Genomic DNA, 21991 nt, shown 5'->3' with positions numbered 1-21991 from the left:
CGGCAGGGCCTCCCGGGACGTGGCCATCGGCCCCGGCCGGACATTGTCATGGAAGTTGTCATGACTGAAACACCGTCAGGATGGGCATGACCTCGTTAGCCCACCGATGGGCCCGGCTGAAGCTCCCCCACGAGCGCAACCGGGCCCTGGCCGGCGACCGGGCCTGGACGTGACTCCCCCCACGGAGTGGCGACCAGGCCCGCCTTCTGTTCAACCAGCGACACGCAGCGTACATGACACCTCAACGTAACGCTACCGTGCTGCAGTCCGCGCTGGTCCGACGCCTCGTCACACCCCCTCCGTGCAGCGGAATCGGGCCGGACCGGGGCCGGGCGGGCGGCTCCCCCGCGGCCTGCCCGTCGAACCGGCCACCCGGCCACCCCTCCGCGCCCGATCCGTGGCAGAGTGGAAGTGTCGGGAGACCGACCTGAGCGGTGGCCGGGCTCCCTTCGGAGCCATTGGCGAGGTCTCCCATGGTCAAGCTGTCCGACATCCTCTCCATCAGCCCGGAAGCGCTGGCCGTTGCGGGCGTGGTGGACTGGCCGGGCCGGAACGGAACCGGAGCTCGGCGCGGCGTCGCGGTCGACCTGCCGGACCCGGGGCAGCCGTGGGAGTGGCGCTGGTCCGCCGACCTCCCCGCCCGGCTGCTGGACGACGCCGACCTGCAGCAGGACCTGAGCCGCTCCTGGACCGAATCCGCGGCACGGGGGAACGACCCGGTGCGGCTCGCGCTGCACGGAGTGCCGCGCGCGGGCCGGCATGCGCTGATGGCGCGGTTAGGCCAGGCGCGTCCCGCGGTCGGCGCGGTCTTCGTCGCGGACGACACGCTGCAGCCGGAGCCCCGTTGGTCGTGGCCGCTGCGGGTCTGCACCGTCACCACCACGGCGGCCGGGGACCTCTTCGCCGCGCTCGACCACGACGAGGGCATCGCCCCGCTCGTCGACGCCTACACCCTCGGCGAGCAGGACGGCGACTGCGACGTCCTGGCCGTCTCCGGCGGCGCCGAGCTCGACGCGCTGGCCACCGGCGGCGGCCTCAGCGCCGCCTGCCTGGCCTGGTGCGGCCCGCAGCCGCCCGACCGGCACGAGCTGGCCCGGCTCGAGGCGGCCGCGCGCAACCTGGGCGCCTCCGGCTGGGTCGTCGCCGACGTCTCGGCGACCGACGCCGCCGAATGGCTCGCGCAGCTCGTCCGCGGCCTCTCCGAGAACCGCCCGCTGGACGAAGCGGCGGGCCGCGCCGGCTCGTGGCTGACGGTCGCCCACCCGGAGCTGGCCGAGCGCCGGACAGTGGCCGACGCCGTACGGGCCGCGGATGCCGCGGCGCACGCCCTCACGGACGGACCGGCGGGGCCGCTGACCCTCGCCTTCGACGTCGACGTGGTGAACGGCCTGGACCTCCCCGACCAGCCGCTGCCGGTCACCGAGGTCACGCACGGAATCGCGGTGGAAGCCGCCACCGCCCGGTTCTCCGGACGGAGACTCGGCGGGGCCGTCGCCGACGCCTTCCGCGTGGTCCACCGCGCCGGGGTGGCGCCCGGCCGGGCCAACGCACGCTTCCTCCAGGCGCTCGTCAGCGACCAGGAGACGAGCGAGCGGTGCCTGCACGCCTTCCGCGCCGGCGCCGTCAACGACGTCCACGTCCGGGTGGGGCCGGTCAGCGCCGAGTGGCACGCGCTGGCGACGGAGTTCCCCGAGCAGAACCTGGAGTTCCGGGACGGGGAGGTGCGCCTCACGGTCGTCTTCGACGAGGAGCGGGACCAGGCGTTCCTCCACGAGCCGATGAAGATCACCCTGCCCCGGCGGGGCGCCTCCAGCGAGGCCGTCTTCCCCGTCGAGGTCGGCGCGCAGGAGCGGGAGATCCGCTGCACCGCCCGGGTCTTCCACCAGAACCGCCAGCTGCAGCGGCTGGAGATCAGCGGCCCGGTCGGCCCGACCGACGAGGCCGTGGGCGGGCGGGAGATCGTGATCAACGGCGAGGCGTTCAGCTCCCTCGCCGAGCCGCCGAGCCGGGACCACGGCGGCCCGGACGCCCTGATCCGGATCGTCGACGACGAGAGGGCCGTGATCGTGACCGGGGCCGGCGACCTCCCGGTCCGGATCCCGGATCTCGACCAGCTCCGGGCCAGGATCCGTGACCACCTCAGCGCGGCGGTGAACGCGGACGCCGTCGCCGAGGACCCCGAGGCCGGTACCGGCACAGCCGGTACCGACACCGCCGGCACTGCCGTCGGCGGCGGGCCCGCGTCCGGGCCCGCCCCGGACGCGCTGCTGCGCGGCCTCGCCCAGCAGGGCAGCTTCCTCTTCGACCAGCTGGAGCGGCTGGGGCACGGCGGTCTGAAGGACGCCACCTCGCTCCAGGTGGTGTCGGCCGAGGCCGCCGAGCTCTGGCCGCTGGAGTTCGTCTACGACTACGGCTACCCCGCCGACACCGCCCGGCTCTGCGCCGGATGGCAGCGCGCCCTCGAAACCGGGACCTGCTCCTGCCGCCGCTCGCGCCGCCCCTCCGTCACCGGCCGCCGGACGATCTGCCCGCTCGGCTTCTGGGGCCTCCGGATGGTCATCGAGCGCCGGGTCGAGCGCGCCCGGCTCGACCACACCGTCGTCGAAGCGGCCCCGGCGGACGCCGCCGGCGCCCTGCGCCCGGTGAACAGCGTGCTCTTCGCGGCCAGCGAGATCGTCCGGGGAGCCGACCGGGCCGGCGCGGTCGGCAGCCTCCGCGGCTCGTTGGGCACGGACGGCGTCCACACCGCCGACAGCTGGCAGGAGTGGCGGCGGGTGATCCGGGCGGAAGGCCCCGCCCTGCTGCTGGCCGTCGCCCACAACGCGCGCGACCAAGGACTCACCCCCGTCCTGGAGATCGGCCGGATCCGCCGCCCGAGCAGGCTGGCGTCGCTCCAGATCGACCGCCGGGACATCGTCTCCGACCGGCACGACCACCAGGCCGGTCCGATCGTCATGCTGCTCGGCTGCAACACCGTCCAGGAGGACATCAGCTGGCAGAACGTGGCGGCGAGGTTCCTGGAGAAGAGCGCCCCCGTCGTGGTCGGGACGCTGGTACCGACCCTCGGGCGGCAGGCGGCGGTGATGGCGGGCATCGCCGCGGTGATGCTCGCCGAGAACACCGGCGCGGACACGAGCATCGGCGAACTGGTCCGTGACATCCGGCGGCGGCTGCTCGCCCTGGGCTACACGCTCGCGATGGCGGTGGTGGCCTTCGGCGACGCCCGCTGGCTGGTCGGCAGCCGACAGGGAGGCGAGCCGTGATCACTGTGGAGATGCTGCCCGCGGCGCACGGCGACGCGCTGTGGATCGAATGGCCCGGCAAGGGATCGAACGTCCACCGCATGCTGGTCGACGCCGGGCCGAGCCCCACCTACGAAGCCGTCTTCGAACGGGTGAAGAAGCTGCCGCCGCGCAGCCGCCACCTGGACGTCCTGGTGGCCACCCACGTGGACGCCGACCACATCGAGGGGGTCATCCGCCTCCTGCAGGACCGCCTCGCGCTGAAGCTCTCGATCGACGACGTGTGGTTCAACGGCTGGCCGCAGATCTCCGAGCACGCCGGCCTGCTCGGCGCCGACCAGGGCGAGATGCTCCAGGCGCTGATCGGCAGCCAGCAGCTGCCCTGGAACGCCGCCTTCGGGCGGCCCACCCGGGGGAGACCGCCGCGCGCCGTCTGCCTCCCGACCCGGGGCGCACTCCCGTCCGCCGACCTGCCCGGCGGCGCCCGGGCGACCCTGGTCGGTCCCGGACGGCCCGAGCTGGACAAGCTGTTCAAGGAATGGGGAAAGGTGCTGAGGAACCTCGGCGTGACCCCGGGGAAGCCCGACGAGGCGCTCGACCGGCTGGCTCGGCGCAAGAGCCTGCGCGGCCTCGCCGCCGACCTCCTCGGCGGCGAGCGGGTGGACACGTCGGTGCCGAACGGTTCCAGCATCGCCTTCCTGCTGGAGCACGACGGACACCGGCTGCTGCTCACCGGCGACGGCCACGGGAAGGTCCTCGCCCGCGGCGTGGACCGGCTGCTGGGCAAGCTCGGTGGGCCGAGGCTCGCGGTCGGCGCCGTGAAGGTCCCGCACCACGGCAGTGCCGCCAACGTCACGGACGAGCTGCTGGCGCTGCTCGACACCCGCCGCTTCCTCATCTCGACCAACGGGGACAAGTTCAACCACCCCGACGCGGCGGCGATCGACCGCATGCTCGCCGCCGTGGACCGCCTCGACGAGGCGGAGCAGCCCGCCGGCGCCGGCGCCGCGCAGGCCGAGCTCGTCTTCAACTACCGCAGCCGCACGACGGAGCCGTGGGCCGACCCCGCGCAACAGCGCGAGCGCCGCTACACCGCGGTCTACCCGGCAACGGCGGCGGGCACGACCGTGGAGGTCTGACCATGGCCCGCATCGGTGTGGCAATCTCCGGTGGCGGCTACCGCGCCACCATGTGGGGCATCGGCGCCCTGCTCTACCTCGCCGACACCGGTCGCCACCGGGACGTGGTGGCGATCTCCTCGGTGTCCGGCGGCTCGGTCGCCAACGGCGTCGTCGCCCACGAGACCGACTACCGGCAGGACCCCGGCGCGGACTTCGCCGAACGCGTCCGCCCGCTGATCCGCCACTGCGCCCGGACCGGCCTGTTCTTCTGGGGGCCGTCCACCAACCGGTACGTGCGCTCGCTCTTCGCGCTCGCCGGCCTCGCTCTCCTGACCCTGCTGGCCGGGGCGGTGGTCACCGCCGTCGACGGCCTCCGCCTCCTCGCCGCCGTCCTCCTCGGCGCGGGGCTGCTGCTCCTGGCCGGTGCGCTGCTGTACTTCGGGAAGCGCAGCGCCGTGGTGGACAAGGCGCTGGCGCGCGAGTTCTTCCAGCGCGAGGGCGCCGGCACCGAGCTCGCCGCCGTGCGGCGCTCCGTGGACCACGTCTTCTGCACGACCGAGCTGCAGAGCGGGGACCACTTCTACTTCTCCCCCGCGTTCGTCTACGGGTTCCGCTTCGGTGCGGGCGAGCCGGGTGACCTCCCGCTCTCCACGGCGGTCCAGGCCTCGGCCTGCCTGCCGGGCGCGTTCGCCGTCCGGCGGCTCCCCACGGAACGCCACCACTTCACGCGCCCGGCCGATCCCGCCGGGGCCACGCCCGCCGCCTCCGACATGGTGCTCACGGACGGCGGGGTGTACGACAACATGGCCGACCAGTGGCTGGTGGGGCTGGAGGAGCGAGCCCGGCGGCCCGTCCACCCGCCCGCCGACTACGGGGTCGACGAGATCCTGGTGGTCAACGCCTCGGCCGGGATGACGTGGGAACCGTTCCGCGCGTCGCGCGTCCCCGTGATCGGTGAACTGCTCGCGCTGATCCGCATCAAGAGCGTGATGTACGACGTCAGCACCAACCACCGGCGCAGCACGCTGGTGCAGTGGTCCGACCGTGCGGTGCAGGACGGCGGCCCGGTCGGTGCGCTGGTCCACATCGCGCAGTCCCCGTACCGCGTGGCCGACGCGTGCGCGTACGCGTACGCGAACGCGAACGCGGCCGACGCGGCCGGCGCCGGGGTCGGGCCGGAGCTCGCCGCCCGGGCCGCCCGGGCCGACGAGGTGCTCGACCTGCTCGGCCGCGACGAGGAGCAGCGCGCGGTCTGGAAGGAGCGGACGGAACGGAGCCGCACCACCGGGACCGTGCTGCGCAAGCTCGGCCCCGACACCACCGCGGACCTGCTCCTGCACGCCTACACCCTCGCCGCGTGCAACCTGCACGTCCTGCTCGACTACCCGCTGCCGGCCGCCCTCCCGAAGCGGGAGTACTTCCTCGACCTCACCGCCGGCTCCCCGTCCGGCAGCTGACGCGCCCGCCGGACGTCCGGGTGGGCGGGGCCGGGCGGGCCCCGCCCACCTGCGTCCGAGCCGGCGCCGCCCGTGCTCAGGCGGACCGGGGGAAGTCCTTGCGCTTGATCTTGGCGCGGCGCCCGTCCGGGTGGTGGAAGACGATCCCCTCGGCCAGGGTGCCCGGGGCGAACCGGCTGTCCAGCCCGGTGAGGAAGTCGCGCAGGCCGGTGTAGCTGCGCGGCACCTCCTGGTAGACCGGCACCTCCATGTTGAACGGCACGCACCGGTGGTCGTCCAGCTCCAGGGGGTTGCCCTGGATGCGGGGGCCGAGCGCCTCGCAGGAGTGCTCGCCGTCCGGCCACGCGGTGACGTCGGTGTTGCGGGCGGCGGCCAGGATCCACTTGTCCTCGGCGGCGCCCTCCGCGGTGTCGACGTACCAGCCGTCCGTGATGCCCTGCTTCTTCTGCAGCTTGGTCGGGTTGCGCCGCTTCTCCACCCGCACGAGGTGACCGCCCCGGACGGTGAGGCGGACGTTGGTCCCGTCCAGCTTCTCGGTCGGGGCTCCCTCTCCGTCGAACACCCAGGCGCACTCCGGGCGCGGCCGGTCGACGACCCGGAAGTCGGCGTCCCGCTCGAACAGGGTGGGGATCTTCTCCATGACGTGCAGGCCCTTCCTGACGTGACCGATCAGTTCCTCGTGTGTGACGGCACCGGCCGCCAGACCGCCCGCCAGCGCCCGGACCAGGTCCGCCACCGAGACTTCGGCCTCGACGGCGACCCGCTTCAGCGCCTTCTTCTCCTCGGGCGAGATCCAGGCGACCAGCCGGGACCAGCCCTCGGGGGGCGTCCATCGCGCGAGCCGTTCCGGATCCTTCCGGGGGCGACCGCGTCCTCTGGTCTCTTCCATGGGCAGGACAGTAGGCGGGGATTTGATGTTGTGTCAATTGGCATAACAGAAAATGCGCCGCCGCTACCGGGGGTGTCGTCCCCTCACACGGAAGAGGCGGGCCGCCGGCGGCTGTTCCTCACAGCCCCCGGCGGCCCGCCTCCTCGCCGCGCAGCTCCTCGCCGCGCCGGTTCACGCGCTCACCGACTCGGCGCGCCCGCTCAGCCCACCTCGATGTGCTCCACGATCAGTTCGCACAGCTCGTGCGTCCGCAGGGCGTCGTGGGCGTCGAGCACCTTGCCCGCGCGCACCGCGTCCAGGAACGCGAGCACGACCTGCTCGATCCCGCGCTGCCGCGCCACCGAGACCCAGTCGCCGCGCCGCCGGACCGTCGGCTGGCCGCGGTGGTCGATCACCTCGGCGAGGTTGTGCACCTCGCGCTTGGAGTCGCCGCCGGAGACCTCCAGGACCTCCTCCGTCGACCCGGAGACCCGGTTCATGATCCCCAGCGCCGTGAAGCCCTCTCCGCCCAGCGTCAGCACCAGGTGCTCCACCAGGCCGTCCCGCACCCGGGACCGCACGTCCACCTGCTCGATCTCCCCGGGCACGAGGAAGCGCAGTGTGTCGACCACGTGGATGAAGTCGTCGTAGACCAGGCTCCGGGCCGCCTCCGGCAGGCCCTCGCGGTTCTTCTGCAGCACGATCAGATCGCGCGGCCGCTCCTTGGCGAGCAGGTAACCGGGCGAGTGACGCCGGTTGAACCCCACCATCAGCGAACGCCCGCTGCGATCGGCGAGGTCCACCAGCCGCCGGGCCCCGTCGATCGTGTAGTCCAGCGGCTTGTCGACGTACACATCGACGCCGGCCGTCAGCAGCTGCTCCACGATCGGCACGTGCTGCTCGGTCGCCGCGTGCACGAACGCCGCCCGGATCCCACTGCCGATGAGCTCCCCGAGATCGGTGAACCGCTCGCCCGCCCCGATCCGGTAGGCGTCCCCGATCCGGTCGAGCTTCGCCCGGTCCCGCGTCATCAGCCGCAGGTCCAGCCCCGGCAGCGCGGCGACGACCGGCAGGTACGCCTTCTGCGCGATGTCACCGAGCCCGATCACCCCGACCGGCAGCAGGGCGTCGGGCGCAGCGTTCTCACTCATGACATCTCCAGCCTCGCGAACGATCATCAGCCACCCCCAACCCTATGCGGCGATCTGCACGCCCCGGAGCCGCTCGGGGCTCCTCCGTCCAGGGCTCCCGGCGAGGTAGGGCGGGTGGACGTCTTCGCGCCGACTGCCGAGCCGGGGCGGGCGGTGCCGAGGCCGACGGGGCCGGGGAAGGTGGGGCCGGCGGGGTCGGAGTCAGGCCGGGGCGGGGGCGCATTCGGGGTGGCCCCAGGTGCTGCCGACCTTGGTGATCTTGTCGCCCTTGGCGTACGGCCGGCTGCACGGGCAGGTGCCGGGGTAGCGGGCGGCGAGGGTGCGGGAGCCGCCGGAGCCGGCCTTCTTCTTCGCCGCCGCGGCGGAGGACGCCGCACGGGCGGGCCGGGCCGCGGAGGCCGGCACCGCGTCCGGGACGGGGAGGTCGGCGGCGGTCCCCGCGGCGCTCTCCTGGGTGCGGGCGGCGTCGCTGGCGGCCTTGTCGGCGATGGCGTTCAGCGGGTCGCCGTCGACCTGGTGGGCGGCGACGTAGACGAAGGTGACGTCGCGGCCGTCCAGGAGCGCGTCGATGCTCTGGATCAGCTCCTGGTTGGCCACCGGCTTGCCCGCCGCGGTCTTCCAGCCGTTGCGCTTCCAGCCGACCAGCCACTTCGTCACCGCGTCGCGGGTGTACGTGCTGTCGAGCCGGACCTCCAGCGGGACCGCCGGATCCGTCGCGGTGAGCAGCTGCTGCAGCGCCGTCAGCTCGCCGATGTTGTTGGTGCTGCGCCCGAGCGCTCCGGACTCCCAGCGCTGCGGCACCCCGGCGCTGTCCGCGACCACGTAGGCCCAGGCGGCCGGGCCCGGGTTGCCCTTGGCTGCTCCGTCACACGCTGCAATGACTCGTTCGACCATGCACCCGATCATGCCAGGGAACGGGACCCGCAGGCCAAAGCCCGTGGCGGGCTCACGGCGAGGCGGTGGTCGTCGGGGACGCGGGCGAGGAGGTGGGGGACGCGGGCGAGGAGGCGCGCGAGGAGGACGGGGAGGCCGGCGTCGCGGACGGGGAGGCCGGCTTCGGGGCCACCTGGAGGCCGATGATGTTCCCGTTCGCGGTGAGGAAGTACTGCAGCCCGGCGTAGCCCGGGGTGACCAGGATGCCCTGGGTCATCTTCGGGAACTGGCTGGAGCGGGCGAGCTCGGTGCCGCTGCGGGCGTCGCGCCAGACGACCTGTTCCGTGGAGTACTCCTTGAGGCCCTTGAAGAACTTCACGGGGATGTCGGTGCCGATGAGGATCCGGCCGTCCTGCGGGCCGATCAGGGTGGTGAAGCTCAGGGTCGTCTGGTCCTGGCTCCAGGCCACCGAGAGGTTGCCGCCCGAGAGGTCGACGCCGGCCATCTTCCCGGCCCCGGCGTCCATGACGTAGACGCGGTTGTTGGGCGGGTCGACCGAGACCATCGACGGGATGAAGCTCTGCTTGGCGCCGCTGTTCGCGAACGGCTGGATGTTGGCGGTCTTCGACGAGTCCGACTGGGAGACCGCCACGACGCTCATCGGGGTCGAGGTCGGCTGCCCGCCGTTGGTCATGGTGACGACGTAGTCGTTGATGACGGCGAGCGCCGAGGCCGCGGTCTGGCCGTTCTGGAGGTAGGGCACCGGCCCCCAGGTCGGGTCCTGGGCGAAGGAGCCGTTGGCGTAGGTGTAGCGGTAGAGCTTGGACGAGCCGGGCAGGTAGATCGCGTCGGCGTTGTTGAAGGAGGAGGTGGTGATCCGGCCGCCCATCATCTCGGGCAGGGTGACCTGGGAGACGACCTGGAGGGTCCTGGGGTCGATCGCCACCATGATCGAGGGCGGTACGGCGGTCGGGTCCGGACAGTCGAGGAAGGCGCTGAAGCCCTGTTCGGTGCAGCCGGGCTGGCGGTTCACCGTCTTGGCCACGATGGTGCCGTCCGGGAGCGCGTCGTAGCCGTTGTACGAGGTGTCGCCCGGGGCGGACTGGCCGGTGGGCAGCGTGGTCTGCGCGAGCACGTCGCCGGTGGCCGCGTCGATCCTGGCGATGTGGTAGCCGTAGATCACGACGAGGCTGCCGTCGGCGAGGGTGTTCAGGACGCCGGGGTAGTCCCACTCCCCCGTCACATTGGTGTTGATCAGCACCCGGCGCCAGACCTCGTTGAACGTGCCGGGCTCCACCCTGGAGACGAACGAACCGGAGGCCGCGGAGTTGTCTCCGTAGCCGCCGCCGTAGACGAACAGCTCGTTGGGGCCGCGGTCCACGATGTTGTACGGGGTGACGTAGACCTGCTGCGAGCTGTGGGCGAAGACCTGGTTGTTGTTCGACGAGGCGCCCAGGAAGTGGGCGCACGGGTAGAGGTGGGTCCGGTTCGAGTCGTGCACCTCGAAGGCGGCGATGGTCGGGTACCAGGGGGAATTGGCCTCGGCGGCGGTGCACGACTTCTCGTCCGCGATCAGGCCCGGATCACCGACCAGCGGGCCGTTCGCGGCCGTTTCGTCGGCGGGCGTCGAGGAGGACGAGCGCGGGCGGGAGCCGTCCTCGGCGGGGCCCGAACTGCTGCACGCCGCGAGCCCGGCCAGCAGCGCCACGACCGCGGCGGTCAGCTTGAGGACAGGCAAGCGCGTCATCTGCAGCTCCTCGCTGGACTCCGAAGCTCCTGGGCCCCGGCCGTGGCCGTGGCCGTGGCCGTGGCCGTGGCCGTGGCCCTGGCCCTGGCCCTGGCCGGACCACCACGCGGGCTCGGAGGCGGCCCCGGACTCCGAGGCTGCGGGCTCCGAGGCCGCGGGCTCCGAGGATCCGGCTCGACCGGCGGCGGCCGACCGGCCACAGCGTGTCAGCGGCCGGTGGACCCGGGAGCCGGACACGCCGGTCGGATCCCCGGCGGCGCGCCGCAGTCACCCAGGCGGCGGGACGAGGGCGCGCGGTCGCCGTGCCGCTGCGGACCGCCCGCGGGCCCGGTGCTCAGGCGGTGGCCGCGGCCGCGTCGGCCAGGGCGTCCAGGACCGGACGGATCAGGGGGTGCCCGTCCGCGCCGGCGCGCACCGCGGCGAAGACGCGGCGGGTCGCCAGCGCGCTGTCCACCGGCCGGACGGCAGCCCGGCCGAGGTCCACCCCGAGGAGAGCCGAGCGGGGCACCAGCGCGACGCCCGCCCCGGCGGAGGCGAGGGCGACCACGGCGCGGAAGTCGTCGGAGGAGTGCACCAGCCGCGGCTGGAAGCCGGCATGCTCGCAGGCGAGCAGCACCACGTCGTGGCAGGGGTTGCCGGGGTACGGACCGATCCACGGTTCGTCGGCGAGGTCGGCGACGGCGATCGGGCCCTCGCCTTCGGCCAGCGGGTGGCCGAGCGGCAGGACCGCCTCGAACGGCTCCGCGTACAGCGGCACGCGGGTGAGGCGGGCGTCGTCCGCCCGGGGCGCGCCCCGGTACTCCACGGCCACCGCCAGGTCGGCTCGGCCGTCCAGGACCATCGGGAGGCTGGCGTCGCCCTCGGCGTCCAGCACCTTGAGGCGGACGCCGGGCGCCCGGGCGGCGAGGGTGCCGATGGCCGGGGCGAGGACGAGCGAGATTCCGGTGGCGAAGGACGCGACGGTGACCTCGCCCGAGACGCCCGCGGAGTAGGCGGCGAGATCGGCCTCGGCACGTTCGAGCTGGGCGAGGACGACGTCGGCGTGGCCGAGCAGGATCTCGCCGGCGGCGGTGAGCCGGACGCCCCGGCCCTCGCGGGCCAGCAGGTGGTGGCCGGTCTCCAGTTCGAGCGCCGCCAGCTGCTGGGACACCGCCGAGGGGGTGAGGTAGAGAGCGGCCGCAGCGGCGGTCACGGTCCGGTGGTCCGCCACTGCCCGCAGGGTCCGCAGCCGTCTTGCGTCGATCACACGCCAATTCTGCCAGCGCGGCACCGGTGGCCGGGCCGGGTGCCAGGACTGTGCGGAATCGCCGGTCCGGGGCGGGTGGCGGGGGCGGGCGGTGCGTGGTGGTGGGCGGTGGACGGTGACGGGCAGCGGCAGTAGTGGGCCGTGGGCGGGCCGGGCGCGTCAGCCGTCCCCGTGATCCGGCCGGTCGGGCTTCCCGGTTCGGCCGGGCCCACCGGCCCCACCGGGCCGCCCGGTCTGACCGGGCCGGTCGCGGGCCGCGAAGCCGTCCACGGAGGCGGCGGTGGGCGCCGGCCGCGGTACCGGGAGAGCCGGCTCCTGGTCCAGCAGCAGCCGGCCCGTCAGCACGTACTGGACCACGCAGCCGGCCAGCAGCACCGCCACCCCGCCCACCGCGTCCAGCACCCAGTGGTTGGCGGTGGCCACCACCACCGCGAAGGTGACCACCGGATACAGCGGCGCCACCGCCCGGAGCCAGCGGCGGCGCGTCGTGGTGGCGACCGCGAGCGCGCACCAGCAGGCCCAGCCGATGTGCAGGGACGGCATCGCCGCGTACTGGTTGGTGAGCGCGGTCAGCGCGCCGAGCGGGGCCTCCTCCGGGACGCCGGCCGGGTTCTCCCGCAGTCCCAGCTCGGGCACCAGGCGGGGCGGCGCCAGCGGGTAGCCCCAGAAGCCGAGCAGCGCGAGGCCGGTGGCGGCGAACAGGACGGTCCGGCCGGTGCGGTAGCGGACCGGGTGCCGGGTGTAGAGCCAGACCAGGACCAGCAGCACCATCGTGAAGTGCATCGTCGTGTAGTACTGCTGCGCCGCGCGCATCAGGTCGTCACCGGTGCGCAGGTACCAGCCGTTCATCGCGGGCTCGATGTCCAGCTGCAGGGTCTGCTCCAGCCCGTAGAGGGAGCGGGCGTGGTCGGTGGCGGTGGCGACGCGGTCGGGGGCGGCGTTGCGGATGTAGGAGTAGACGCCGTAGCCGACCTGGATGAGGACCAGTTCCAGGACGAGGTTCGGACGCGACACCGTTCGCAACCGGGCGGGCAGGATCGGCACGCCGCGCAGCAGGGGCCGGCGCTGCGGCGGCGGGGCGGGGGTGCGGGACAGGTGCCAGAGCGGGTCGTCGCGCCGGCGGAACGGGAGGACGGTCGCGGCGACCAGGGCCAGCAGGGTGGGGGCCTTGCGCAGCAGCAGGCCGCTGACCGGTTCGATGCCGGGGTCGAGCAGGGTGCTGGGCAGCAGGGCGACGGTGACGGCGACGACCGGCCAGAGGGCACGGTCCTCCGGGCGGCGGCCGAGGCGGCCGGTGGCGGCGAGCAGCAGCCAGCAGAGGTCGGCCGGGCCGGCGACGGGGGCGACGATCAGGGTGGCGCAGCCGACGGCGCCGGCGGCGAGCAGGTGCTGGCGGTCGGCGGCGAAGGAGCGGCCGCGGCGCAGCCCGAGCACGGCGGCGGCCGCGGCGACGGCGATCCAGAGGACGACGAGCGGCGTGCCGTGCAGGCCGAGGCGGGTCAGCACGCCGAGTGCGGTCTCGTTGCCCGGGTCGGTGACGGCGCCGTGGTCGGCGAGGTGGCGGCGGAACGCGACGGCGGCGGCAGGGTCGGCGAGCTGCGCGACGGCGAGGAGCAGGGCGGCCACCGTGAGGGCGGTCAGGGCGGGGGCGGACCGGGCGAGGCGGGTGGTCCGCCGCCCCGCGGGCGGCGGCGGAAGGACGGCGGCGAACAGCACCAGGGCGGGGTGCAGCGCGATGGCGACGCCGAGCGCCACGCCGCGAAGGACGGCGTGCGGGACGGCGTGCGGTGGGGTGGGGGGACGGCGTCCGGGGCCGTCCGGTGGCGGGCCCCGGTGCGGCAGGGTCCGGCGTGGCAGGAGCCTCCTGGACATCAGCCTGCGGGGCAGGAGCCCTCGTGGCAGGAGGGCGAGCAGGACGAGGGCGGCGGTGGTCACGCCGAGCACCGCGTCCGCGGGGTGGCCGCGCAGCTCGGCGCTGATCAGGAACGCCGCGGCGGCGAGCGGCCAGAGCCCGGCCGGGGCGCGGACGCCGGGCGGCGGGTTGCGGCCGATCAGGGCACCGAGCACGGTGACGGCGGCGAGGGCGGCGATCAGCAGGCCGACCCGGGTGGCGGTGGAGGGCCAGCTGCCGAACGGCAGCGGAAGTGCCGGCCGGTCCTCGGTGGCATCGCCCAGGGTCGTCCAGGTGGCGGCCGCGGTCGCCGCGAGTGCCACCACCCAGCAGGAGGCGAGCACGGCGGGGGCCCTGCCCCATCGCAGCCCGGGCGGGGATCCGGCTGTGGATCCCGGCACCGCCCTGCTCGGGGGCATCCCGCTCCTCTCGCCGCGCCCGCGGGCCCGATCCGGCGGACGGTGCCGGCGCGGGTGCCCGAGAACTCGGGCCCGTACACCTGCCCGCGGTCACGGGGCCGGTTCTCGCCTTCCTGCCGACTCTCGGCCGTCGGCGCCCACCCCGCACCCCGAGCGGCGCCGCACGGGTGGCCCCGCGCAAGGGGCTGGGTGCAACAACCCCCGGCTGCGGCCCGTGGATGCAGTTCCGACCCATACCGGTCGAGCCCGCCGGGGATCGGCCGCACGGGCCGCGGCCTACCGGTGAACACCAGGACGCCGCGAGCCGGGGCCCCGGAAACCACAACGCCCACCGCTGCCGCGTTGGGAGTGGGAAGTCGGACGGGCCGACTTCCCACTCCCGGCGGGAGGGTGGGGCAGGTGGTCTGGTGTGCTGTGCGACGGAGGCGGGCCGGTCCGGCCTCCGCCGCACAGCGGCTTGGTCCCGTGGCACGTCCGGTTCCGGGCGGACGGGCCACGGGCGTCGGGGACGCCCGCGGCGGACGGGCCGCGGGCGTTCGGAGGTGAGCCCCGAGGGGCTCGGAGGGCGGCTACTCCCCCAGCGCTGCGCGCGCGTCGACGAAGGCCGCCACGGCGCGCTCGACGTCCTCGGTGGAGTGGGCCGCGGACAGCTGCACCCGGATCCGGGCCTGGCCGTGCGGGACGACCGGGAACGAGAAGCCGATCACGTACACGCCGCGCTCCAGCAGCAGTTCGGCGAGCCGGCCCGCCTTGGCCGCGTCACCGATCATCACCGGGGCGATCGGGTGGTCGCCGGGCAGGATCTCGAAGCCGGCCTCGGTCATCTTCGAGCGGAACAGCGCCGTGTTGGCCGCCAGCTTCTCGCGCAGCTCGGTCGAGCGCTCGACCAGGTCGAGCACCTTCAGCGAGGCCGCCGCGATCACCGGGGCGAGCGAGTTCGAGAACAGGTACGGCCGCGAGCGCTGGCGCAGCAGGGCGACGATCTCGCGGCGCGCCGAGACGTAGCCGCCGGAGGCGCCGCCGAGCGCCTTGCCGAGGGTCCCGGTGATGATGTCGACGCGGTCCATCACGCCGTGCAGCTCGGGGGTGCCGCGCCCGTTGGGGCCCACGAAGCCGACGGCGTGCGAGTCGTCGACCATCACCATGGCGTCGTAGCGGTCGGCGAGGTCGCAGATCTCCCGCAGTGGGGCGACGTAGCCGTCCATGGAGAAGACGCCGTCGGTGACGATGAGGCGGCGGCGGGCGTCCTGGGTCTCCTTGAGCTGCTGCTCCAGGTCGGCCAGGTCGCGGTTGGCGTAGCGGTGGCGGCGGGCCTTGGAGAGGCGGATACCGTCGATGATGCTCGCGTGGTTGAGGGCGTCGGAGATCACCGCGTCGCGGTCGTCGAGGATGGTCTCGAAGACACCGCCGTTGGCGTCGAAGCAGGACGAGTAGAGGATCGTGTCCTCCTGGCCGAGGAACGCGGAGAGGCGGTCCTCCAGCTCCTTGTGCACGTCCTGGGTGCCGCAGATGAAGCGGACCGAGGCCATGCCGTAGCCCCAGCGGTCGAGGGCGTCCTTGGCGGCGGCGAGCACCTCGGGGTGGTCGGCCAGGCCGAGGTAGTTGTTGGCGCAGAAGTTCAGCACCTCGCCCGGGCGTCCGCCGCCGGTGACGGTCACGGCGGCGCTCTGCGGCGTGCCGATCACCCGCTCCGGCTTGAAGAGGCCGGCCTCGCGGATCTCGTCGAGGGTGGCGGCGATGTCGGCGCGCACGTTGTCGAACACGGTGTCTCCCTACAGGGTGTCAGACGGTCTCGGGCGGTCCGGAGGCCTTCTCAGGCGGTCCAGTCGAGGATGATCTTGCCGCAGCGGCCGCTGGCGGCGTCGTCGAAGGCGGCCTCGAAGTCGGAGGCGGCGTACCGGCCGGTGATCACGGGCGTGAGGTCGAGTCCGCCCTCCAGGAGCACCGACATCGCGTACCAGGTCTCGAACATCTCGCGGCCGTAGATGCCCTTGATGGTGATCATCGAGGTGACGACGGACGCCCAGTCGACCGGGAACTGCTCGGCGGGCAGGCCGAGCATGGCGATCTTCCCGCCGTGGGTCATGTTGGCGATCATCGCCTGCATCGCCTCGGGGCGGCCGGACATCTCCAGGCCGACGTCGAAGCCCTCGCGCAGGCCGAGCTTCTGCTGGCCCTCCTCGATGGTGTGCTCCGCGACGTTCAGGGCGAGCGTGACGCCGACCTCGCGGGCCAGGTCGAGGCGGTACGGGGAGACGTCGGTGATCATCACGTTGCGCGCGCCGGCGTGCTTGGCGACGGCCGCGGCCATGATGCCGATCGGGCCCGCACCGGTGATCAGCACGTCCTCGCCGACCAGCGGGAAGGAGAGCGCGGTGTGCACGGCATTGCCGAACGGGTCGAAGATCGCGGCCACGTCGAGGTCGACCGGCACCCGGTGCACCCAGACGTTGGAGGCCGGCAGGGCCACGTACTCGGCGAAGGCGCCGTCCCGGCCGACGCCGAGGCCGACCGTGTTGCGGCAGAGGTGGCGGCGGCCGGCCAGGCAGTTGCGGCACTTGCCGCAGACCAGGTGACCCTCACCGCTGACCAGGTCGCCGATGGAGATGTCGGTGACGCCCGCGCCCAGCTCGGCGACCTCGCCGACGAACTCGTGGCCGAGCACCAGCGGGGTCTTGATGGTCTGCTGCGCCCAGCCGTCCCAGTTGCGGATGTGCAGGTCGGTGCCACAGATACCGGTGCGCAGCACCTTGATCAGCACCTCGCCCGGGCCGATGACCGGCTTCGGGACGTCCACCAGCCAGAGCCCGGGCTCGGACTTCTGCTTGACGAGTGCCTTCACTGCGACGGCTCCTGACGCACGAGGGGGCGGCCTGCGGGGGGCAGGCCGACGGGGCCCGGCGGAGTGGCGGCTGCTGCCTGCCTCGCACCGGGCACGCAGCAATCTGCCTGGTGGGAGCGGGTGCGGTCCATCGAGGAATTCTTAAGGGCCGCCACAGCTGGGCTGAACGATCGTGCCCGAGCAGGGGCGGGCGGGCCCTGCGGCGTGCCGGTGGCCACCCGTTCGGCCGAGCGCGCGGGGCGCAGCGGCGTACGGCGGGTGACGGTCCGGGGCGCACGGTCCGACACATGCGACGCGACGGGAAGCCGCGCGGCGGGCTCAGCTGCGGCAGGCTGCCTCAGCTGCGGCGGGCGTGGACGGCGTGGGTGAGTGCCGCGGCGCCGGCGAGCAGGCCGGCGGCGAGGGCGAGCAGCCCGGCGGTGGACGCCAGCAGGTCGGCCGAGCGCGGGTTGGTGGCCAGGTGGGAGAGCAGCACGTTGACCGGCGGCAGGCCCTTGGCCACCGTCAGCCCGAGCAGCAGCCCGAGGGCGGTCAGCAGCGCGTGGCCCTGGCGGCGGAAGAGCAGCCGGGAGCAGAGCAGGCCGACGGCGGTGCCGGTGAGGGCGCAGGTCAGCTGGGCCTCGGTGCCGAGCAGCAGGTCGGCACCGGTCGGCGTGTGGGTGCCGACGAGGAGCGGGAGGACGAGGCCGGCCGCGGTCAGCGGCAGGCACCAGAGGACGGCGGTGCAGACGGAGCCGAGCAGCACGCGGCGCGGATCGCCGGCGTTGGCGACGAGGACGGCGCGGTGGGCGTGGTCCTCCAGGCCGACGAGGGCGGTGGTGAGCCAGGTGGCGGCGAGCAGCATGGCGCCCGCCGACGCGCCGTAGGTGGCGGTCAGCGGGCCGCCGTCGCTGCTGGTGAGGACGGTCACCAGGCCGGCGAAGACCAGCACCGGCGCGAGGTAGCGCTGGGAGAGCAGCAGGGTGGTGGAGAGGTAGCGGACGATCGCGGTCACCGGTGCGCCCTTCCTGCGTCGGTGGTGGGCCTCGCGCGGTGCACCGGCGGGACGGCCCGCACCGCCTTGACGGACTGCACCGACCGCACCGACCAGCCGTGTTGGAGTGCGGCGAGGAGCACGCCGTCGGAGTGCCGCCGGTCGGCCCGGACCACCTGGGCCTCCCGGTCGTCGCCGGCGCACGGTCCGGCGCCGGCGCGCGGTCCGGCGCCGGCACGCGGTTCGTCGCAGGCGGTGTGCGGGGCCGACAGGACGCCGGGCAGGGCGGCCCAGTCCGGCCCCGCCGGGGCGGCGCCGGACTCGGGAGCGGCAAGGACCAGCTCGACGACCTCGTCGGCGTCTGCGCCAGCCGCACCTCCGACGGCAGCGGGGCCGCCGCGCCGGGTCAACCGACCCTCGGCGATCGCGTAGCCGCCGGTGGCGTGGGCGGCGGCGATCGCCTCGCGGTGGTCGGTGAAGACCACCGCCCCGCCGTCGGCGGCGACCTCGTCGATCAGCTCGCCGAGCACGCCGTGGGCGGAGGCGTCCAGGCCGGACCAGGGTTCGTCGAGGACGAGCAGCCCGGGCGGGACGAGCAGGGCCTGCGCGAGCGCCACCTTCTGGGCGTTGCCCTTGGAGAGCGTGCGCAGCGGCGCCTCCCGTCCGCCGACCAGGGCGAGCCGGTCGATCAGCAGGTCGGCCCGGTCGCGGGCGGCGGTGGTGGACAGGCCGCGGATGCGGCCCAGGTGGGCCAGGTAGGAGGCGGCGGTGAGCCGGTCGTGGGCGGTGAAGCGATCGGGCACGTACCCGATCTCGCGCGGGCGGCCGGTGACGCGACCGGTGGTGGGCCGGCTGACGCCGACCAGGATCCGCAGCAGCGTGGACTTGCCGGAGCCGTTGCCGCCCGTGACGGCGACGACCTCGCCGGGGGCGATCCGCAGGTCCACGTCGCGCAGGACCCACCCCGCGGTGCCGTACCGCTTTCCGACCGCCTCGCAGTGCAACAAGTCCGTCTCCCCTCCGGCGAGTTCGCCCGGCCCGCACCCAGTCCGCGCTCAGTCCGCGCCCGGCCGGCGCCGCTGGGCGCCGCACCCCGCGTCCGGCCTGCGCCGGCCCCCTTCCGGCACCCTACTGGGCTGCGGAGGACAGGCGGACCGGAGGGCCCGCCCCTCGCCGCGTACGCACTCCGCCGCCGGGGCGCCACCGGGACTGGGGCGGGTGGCTGAGGGTTGGGTCCGTTCGGTCCAGCGGCGCGGCGGTCGGCGCGCGGCCGGTCGGCCGCGCGCATACGGTCGGGAGCGCTCCCCCACGGCCTCGTGGAGCGCCGCTCCGGGGCCGTCCGGCCCGGGCTCCGGGTCCGTCCGGCCCAGGAGGAGGCACCCGGGGTGGCCGCCCGAGAGGTCCTGGCCCCGAGAAGCCCGGAGATGTCCCGGCCCGGAGAACCCAGGCCCCAGAGAAGCCCAGAGAGGCGCCTCGACGATGACGAATCCACGACGACGGCCGTCCCCCGCCCTCCGCAGCCGTACCGGGCGGACGGCCGCGGCGGCGGTGGGCGTGGCCGGCCTACTGGCCGGCGCCGGCTGCTCCGGCGGTGCCGCGCCCGGTACGGCGGCCACGGGGGCGGCCACGGCCGTGCCCGCCGCGCTCAGCCCCTCACCGACCGTCTCCCCCACCGGATTCCCCACCGGCTCGCCGACGTTCTCCCCGTCCGTCCCGGGCTCGTCCTCGGCCCCGGGCACCGTGGCCCAGCTCACCCCTGCCGTCACGGCCCGGCTGGACGCCGCGGTGCAGCGGGTGCTGAACCAGGCCTCCGTCCCCGGGGTGATGGTCGCGCTCACCACCCCCCAGGACAGCTACGTCAGGGCCTTCGGGGTCTCGGACAAGATCGCGGGCATCCCGATGGTGACCGGCCTGAACATGCGGATCGGCAGCGAGACCAAGACCTTCACCGTCACCGGGGTGCTGCGGCTGGTCGATCAGGGCCGGGTCGGCCTGGACGACCCGATCTCCAGGTACGTCCCGGAGGTGCCCGGCGGGGACGCGATCACCCTGCGCCAGCTCGCGAACATGCGCAGCGGCCTCTTCCCGTACACCTCGGACCAGGGGTTCGTGCAGGCCCTGCTCGCCGACCCACACCGGGAGTTCACGCCGCAGCAGTTGCTCTCCTACGCCTTCGCGCACCCGGCGAACTTCCCGCCGGGCACGGACTTCGAGTACTCCAACACCAACACCGTCCTGCTCGGCCTGGTGGTGGAGAAGGTCTCGGGGCAGCCGCTCGGCACCTTCCTGAAGCAGCAGGTGTTCGAGCCCGCCGATCTGGGCCGGACGGTCTTCCCGGTCGACGCGTCGTTCCCCCAGCCGCACGCCCGCGGCTACACCAACCAGACGCAGAGCGGCGCGATCGAGGACGCCACCGACTGGAACCCGTCCTGGGCCTGGGCGGCGGGGGCGATGATCTCGGACCTCCCCGACCTGCAGAAGTGGGCGAAGGTGCTGGCGACGGGCACGCTGCTGAAGCCGGCGACCCAGGCCGAGCGGCTGCAGACGCCGCCGTCGGGCGATCCGGGCCTCGGCTACGGGCTGGGGGTGTTCGTGAACCACGGCTGGATCGGGCACAACGGTTCGCTGCCGGGCTACCAGTGCGTGGCGGTCTACCTGCCGTCGGCGCAGGCGACGCTGGTGGTGCTGCTGAACACCGACATCCCGTACCAGGGTTCGGCGCCCTCGACGCTGTTCGCGAAGGCGATCACCGAGATCGTCTCGCCGGGGAACGTGTACTCGCTGCCCGTCGCGCCATCGAGCGGGTCGCCGTCCGCCTCGGCCTCCGGCCCGGCGCTCGCGGAGACCTGACGGCGCGATCCCGGCCCGGTCTCCGCTGCGGGGTCCGGGCCGGTCGCGTCGGAGGGCCCGGGCGGGGCGCGCGGCGCGGGCAGGGCGGGCGGGCCCGTCGGGGCCGTCAGCCGCCGAGGACGCGTGCCAGGTCGTAGGAGACGGGCTCCTCCAGCTGTGCGTACGTGCAGCTCTCCGGCGTCCGGTCGGGGCGCCAGCGGCGGAACTGCGCGGTGTGCCGGAACCGGGTGCCCTCCATGTGGTCGTAGGCCACCTCGACCACCCGCTCCGGGCGCAGCGGCACCCAGGAGAGGTCCTTGCCGCCGGTCCACCGGCTGACCGCGCCGGGCAGCCGGGCGTCGGCGTGGGCGGCCTCGTCGGCCCACGCGCCCCAGGGGTGGCCGGTGGCGTCGTCCATCCGCAACGGGGCCAGCTCCTCGGCGAGTTCGCGGCGGCGGGCCATCGAGAAGGCGGCGCAGACGCCGACGTGCTGGAGCCGCCCCTCGGCGTCGTTGATGCCGAGCAGCAGGGAGCCGACGACCGGGCCGCTCTTGTGCTCGCGGTAGCCGGCGACCACGCAGTCGGCGGTCCGCTCGTGCTTGATCTTGAACATGGTGCGCTCGCCCGGGCGGTAGGGCTGGTCGAGCGGTTTGGCGACCACGCCGTCGAGGCCGGCCCCCTCGTACTCGGCGAACCAGCTCTGCGCCAGGTCGCGGTCGGTGGAGGCGGGGGCGGTGAAGACCGGATCGGAGGCACCGGCCAGGGCCTCCTCCAGGGCGGCGCGGCGGGCCGAGAGCGGTTCGTCGAGCAGGGACCGGTCACCGAGGGCGAGCAGGTCGAAGGCGACGAAGGAGGCGGGGGTGCGCTCGGCGAGCATCCGCACCCGGCTGGCGGCGGGGTGGATCCGCTCCAGCAGTTCCTCGAAGCGCAGCCGGCCGTCACGGGCGATGACCACCTCCCCGTCCAGGACGCAGCTGGGCGGCAGCTCGCGCTGCAGGGCCTCGACCAGCTCGGGGAAGTACCGGGTCAGCGGCTTGCCGGTGCGGCTGCCGAGCTCCACCTCGGCGCCGTCGCGGAAGACGATGGTGCGGAAGCCGTCCCATTTGGCCTCGTACTGCATCCCGGGCGGGATCTTGGCCACCGACTTCGCGAGCATCGGTGCCACCGGCGGCATCACGGGCAGGTCCATGGCTCCGATCCTCGCGCCAACCGTTCCGGGGCGCGCGTCGGGCCGGGCGTCGGGCCGGGCGTCGGGCCGGGCGTCGGGGCGCGCGTCGGGCCGGGCGTCGGGGCGCGCGTCGGGGCGCGCGTCGGGGCGCGCGTCGGGCCGGG

15 protein-coding genes are annotated in these 21991 nt (G+C 74.4%); 4 read left to right on the top strand and 11 right to left on the bottom strand.

The genetic code is table 11. The annotated features are described in order from the left end of the window. Positions 1-473 precede the first annotated feature (473 nt). The 3 genes from ACIPSC_RS26310 to ACIPSC_RS26300 are packed head-to-tail and all read left to right on the top strand — an operon-like array spanning position 474 to position 5820. Entirely contained in the window at positions 474-3263 is a 2790-nt protein-coding gene (locus ACIPSC_RS26310) for a hypothetical protein (RefSeq protein WP_400828522.1), read from the top strand. Beyond that, a complete protein-coding gene (locus tag ACIPSC_RS26305; RefSeq protein WP_400828521.1) occupies positions 3260-4381 on the top strand; it encodes a ComEC/Rec2 family competence protein in 1122 nt (373 codons plus the stop codon). Before ACIPSC_RS26310 ends, ACIPSC_RS26305 begins: the two co-directional genes overlap by 4 nt. A gap of 2 nt (positions 4382-4383) precedes the next feature. Beyond that, entirely contained in the window at positions 4384-5820 is a 1437-nt protein-coding gene (locus ACIPSC_RS26300) for a patatin-like phospholipase family protein (RefSeq protein WP_400828520.1), read from the top strand. A gap of 76 nt (positions 5821-5896) precedes the next feature. Here ACIPSC_RS26300 and ACIPSC_RS26295 read toward each other — a convergent pair whose 3' ends face one another. From ACIPSC_RS26295 to ACIPSC_RS26250, 10 genes are all read right to left on the bottom strand, one after another. Beyond that, on the bottom strand, positions 5897-6709 hold the full coding sequence (locus ACIPSC_RS26295; protein ID WP_400828519.1) for a hypothetical protein: 813 nt from the start codon (positions 6707-6709) through the stop codon (positions 5897-5899). A 200-nt stretch (positions 6710-6909) separates the two neighbouring features. Then, positions 6910-7809, bottom strand: a complete 900-nt coding sequence (locus ACIPSC_RS26290) for a Gfo/Idh/MocA family protein (protein ID WP_400828663.1) — start codon at positions 7807-7809, stop codon at positions 6910-6912. Positions 7810-8040: 231 nt separating this feature from the next. After that, complete coding sequence (locus ACIPSC_RS26285; RefSeq protein WP_400828518.1) at positions 8041-8733, bottom strand: ribonuclease H; 693 nt, start codon at positions 8731-8733, stop codon at positions 8041-8043. Between the two features lie 52 nt (positions 8734-8785). Continuing rightward, positions 8786-10459, bottom strand: coding sequence for a hypothetical protein (locus ACIPSC_RS26280; RefSeq protein WP_400828517.1), 1674 nt, complete (start codon positions 10457-10459; stop codon positions 8786-8788). Between the two features lie 334 nt (positions 10460-10793). Continuing rightward, positions 10794-11705, bottom strand: a complete 912-nt coding sequence (locus tag ACIPSC_RS26275) for a LysR family transcriptional regulator (RefSeq protein ID WP_400828516.1) — start codon at positions 11703-11705, stop codon at positions 10794-10796. Between the two features lie 159 nt (positions 11706-11864). Further along, positions 11865-13940 carry a phosphatase PAP2 family protein gene (locus ACIPSC_RS26270; protein ID WP_400828515.1) on the bottom strand — a complete coding sequence of 692 codons (2076 nt, stop codon included), beginning with the start codon at positions 13938-13940 and terminating at the stop codon, positions 11865-11867. A gap of 644 nt (positions 13941-14584) precedes the next feature. Next, positions 14585-15778 carry a glycine C-acetyltransferase gene (locus ACIPSC_RS26265; protein ID WP_400828514.1) on the bottom strand — a complete coding sequence of 398 codons (1194 nt, stop codon included), beginning with the start codon at positions 15776-15778 and terminating at the stop codon, positions 14585-14587. Positions 15779-15828: 50 nt separating this feature from the next. Continuing rightward, positions 15829-16857, bottom strand: a complete 1029-nt coding sequence (gene tdh / locus ACIPSC_RS26260; protein WP_400828513.1) for an L-threonine 3-dehydrogenase — start codon at positions 16855-16857, stop codon at positions 15829-15831. A gap of 337 nt (positions 16858-17194) precedes the next feature. Further along, positions 17195-17851: a hypothetical protein gene (locus ACIPSC_RS26255; RefSeq protein WP_400828512.1), complete on the bottom strand. Its 657-nt coding sequence runs from the start codon at positions 17849-17851 to the stop codon at positions 17195-17197. Continuing rightward, positions 17848-18834, bottom strand: coding sequence for an ATP-binding cassette domain-containing protein (locus tag ACIPSC_RS26250; RefSeq protein WP_400828662.1), 987 nt, complete (start codon positions 18832-18834; stop codon positions 17848-17850). Before ACIPSC_RS26250 ends, ACIPSC_RS26255 begins: the two co-directional genes overlap by 4 nt. Positions 18835-19309: 475 nt before the next feature. On the opposite strand from ACIPSC_RS26250, the gene ACIPSC_RS26245 reads away from it, so the two are divergent. Then, positions 19310-20680: a serine hydrolase domain-containing protein gene (locus tag ACIPSC_RS26245; RefSeq protein ID WP_400828511.1), complete on the top strand. Its 1371-nt coding sequence runs from the start codon at positions 19310-19312 to the stop codon at positions 20678-20680. Between the two features lie 106 nt (positions 20681-20786). On the opposite strand, the gene ACIPSC_RS26240 is transcribed toward ACIPSC_RS26245, so the two are convergent. Beyond that, complete coding sequence (locus ACIPSC_RS26240) at positions 20787-21848, bottom strand: ATP-dependent DNA ligase (RefSeq protein WP_400828510.1); 1062 nt, start codon at positions 21846-21848, stop codon at positions 20787-20789. Positions 21849-21991: the final 143 nt, after the last annotated feature.

Origin of the sequence: Kitasatospora sp. NPDC090091, assembly GCF_044747365.1 — a bacterium.
Taxonomy (GTDB): domain Bacteria; phylum Actinomycetota; class Actinomycetes; order Streptomycetales; family Streptomycetaceae; genus Kitasatospora.
The sequence above is the reverse complement of the archived record's forward strand: the minus strand, read 5'-3'. Positions and strand labels throughout refer to the sequence as shown.

What these genes read in the sequence shown, in the direction of transcription:
- ACIPSC_RS26310 (WP_400828522.1), top strand. Translation starts at nt 474, where the DNA reads ATGGTCAAGCTGTCCGACATCCTCTCCATCAGCCCGGAAGCGCTGGCC.
- ACIPSC_RS26300 (WP_400828520.1), top strand. Translation starts at nt 4,384, where the DNA reads ATGGCCCGCATCGGTGTGGCAATCTCCGGTGGCGGCTACCGCGCCACC.
- ACIPSC_RS26295 (WP_400828519.1), bottom strand. Translation starts at nt 6,709, where the DNA reads ATGGAAGAGACCAGAGGACGCGGTCGCCCCCGGAAGGATCCGGAACGG.
- ACIPSC_RS26285 (WP_400828518.1), bottom strand. Translation starts at nt 8,733, where the DNA reads ATGGTCGAACGAGTCATTGCAGCGTGTGACGGAGCAGCCAAGGGCAAC.
- ACIPSC_RS26280 (WP_400828517.1), bottom strand. Translation starts at nt 10,459, where the DNA reads ATGACGCGCTTGCCTGTCCTCAAGCTGACCGCCGCGGTCGTGGCGCTG.
- ACIPSC_RS26245 (WP_400828511.1), top strand. Translation starts at nt 19,310, where the DNA reads ATGACGAATCCACGACGACGGCCGTCCCCCGCCCTCCGCAGCCGTACC.
- ACIPSC_RS26240 (WP_400828510.1), bottom strand. Translation starts at nt 21,848, where the DNA reads ATGGACCTGCCCGTGATGCCGCCGGTGGCACCGATGCTCGCGAAGTCG.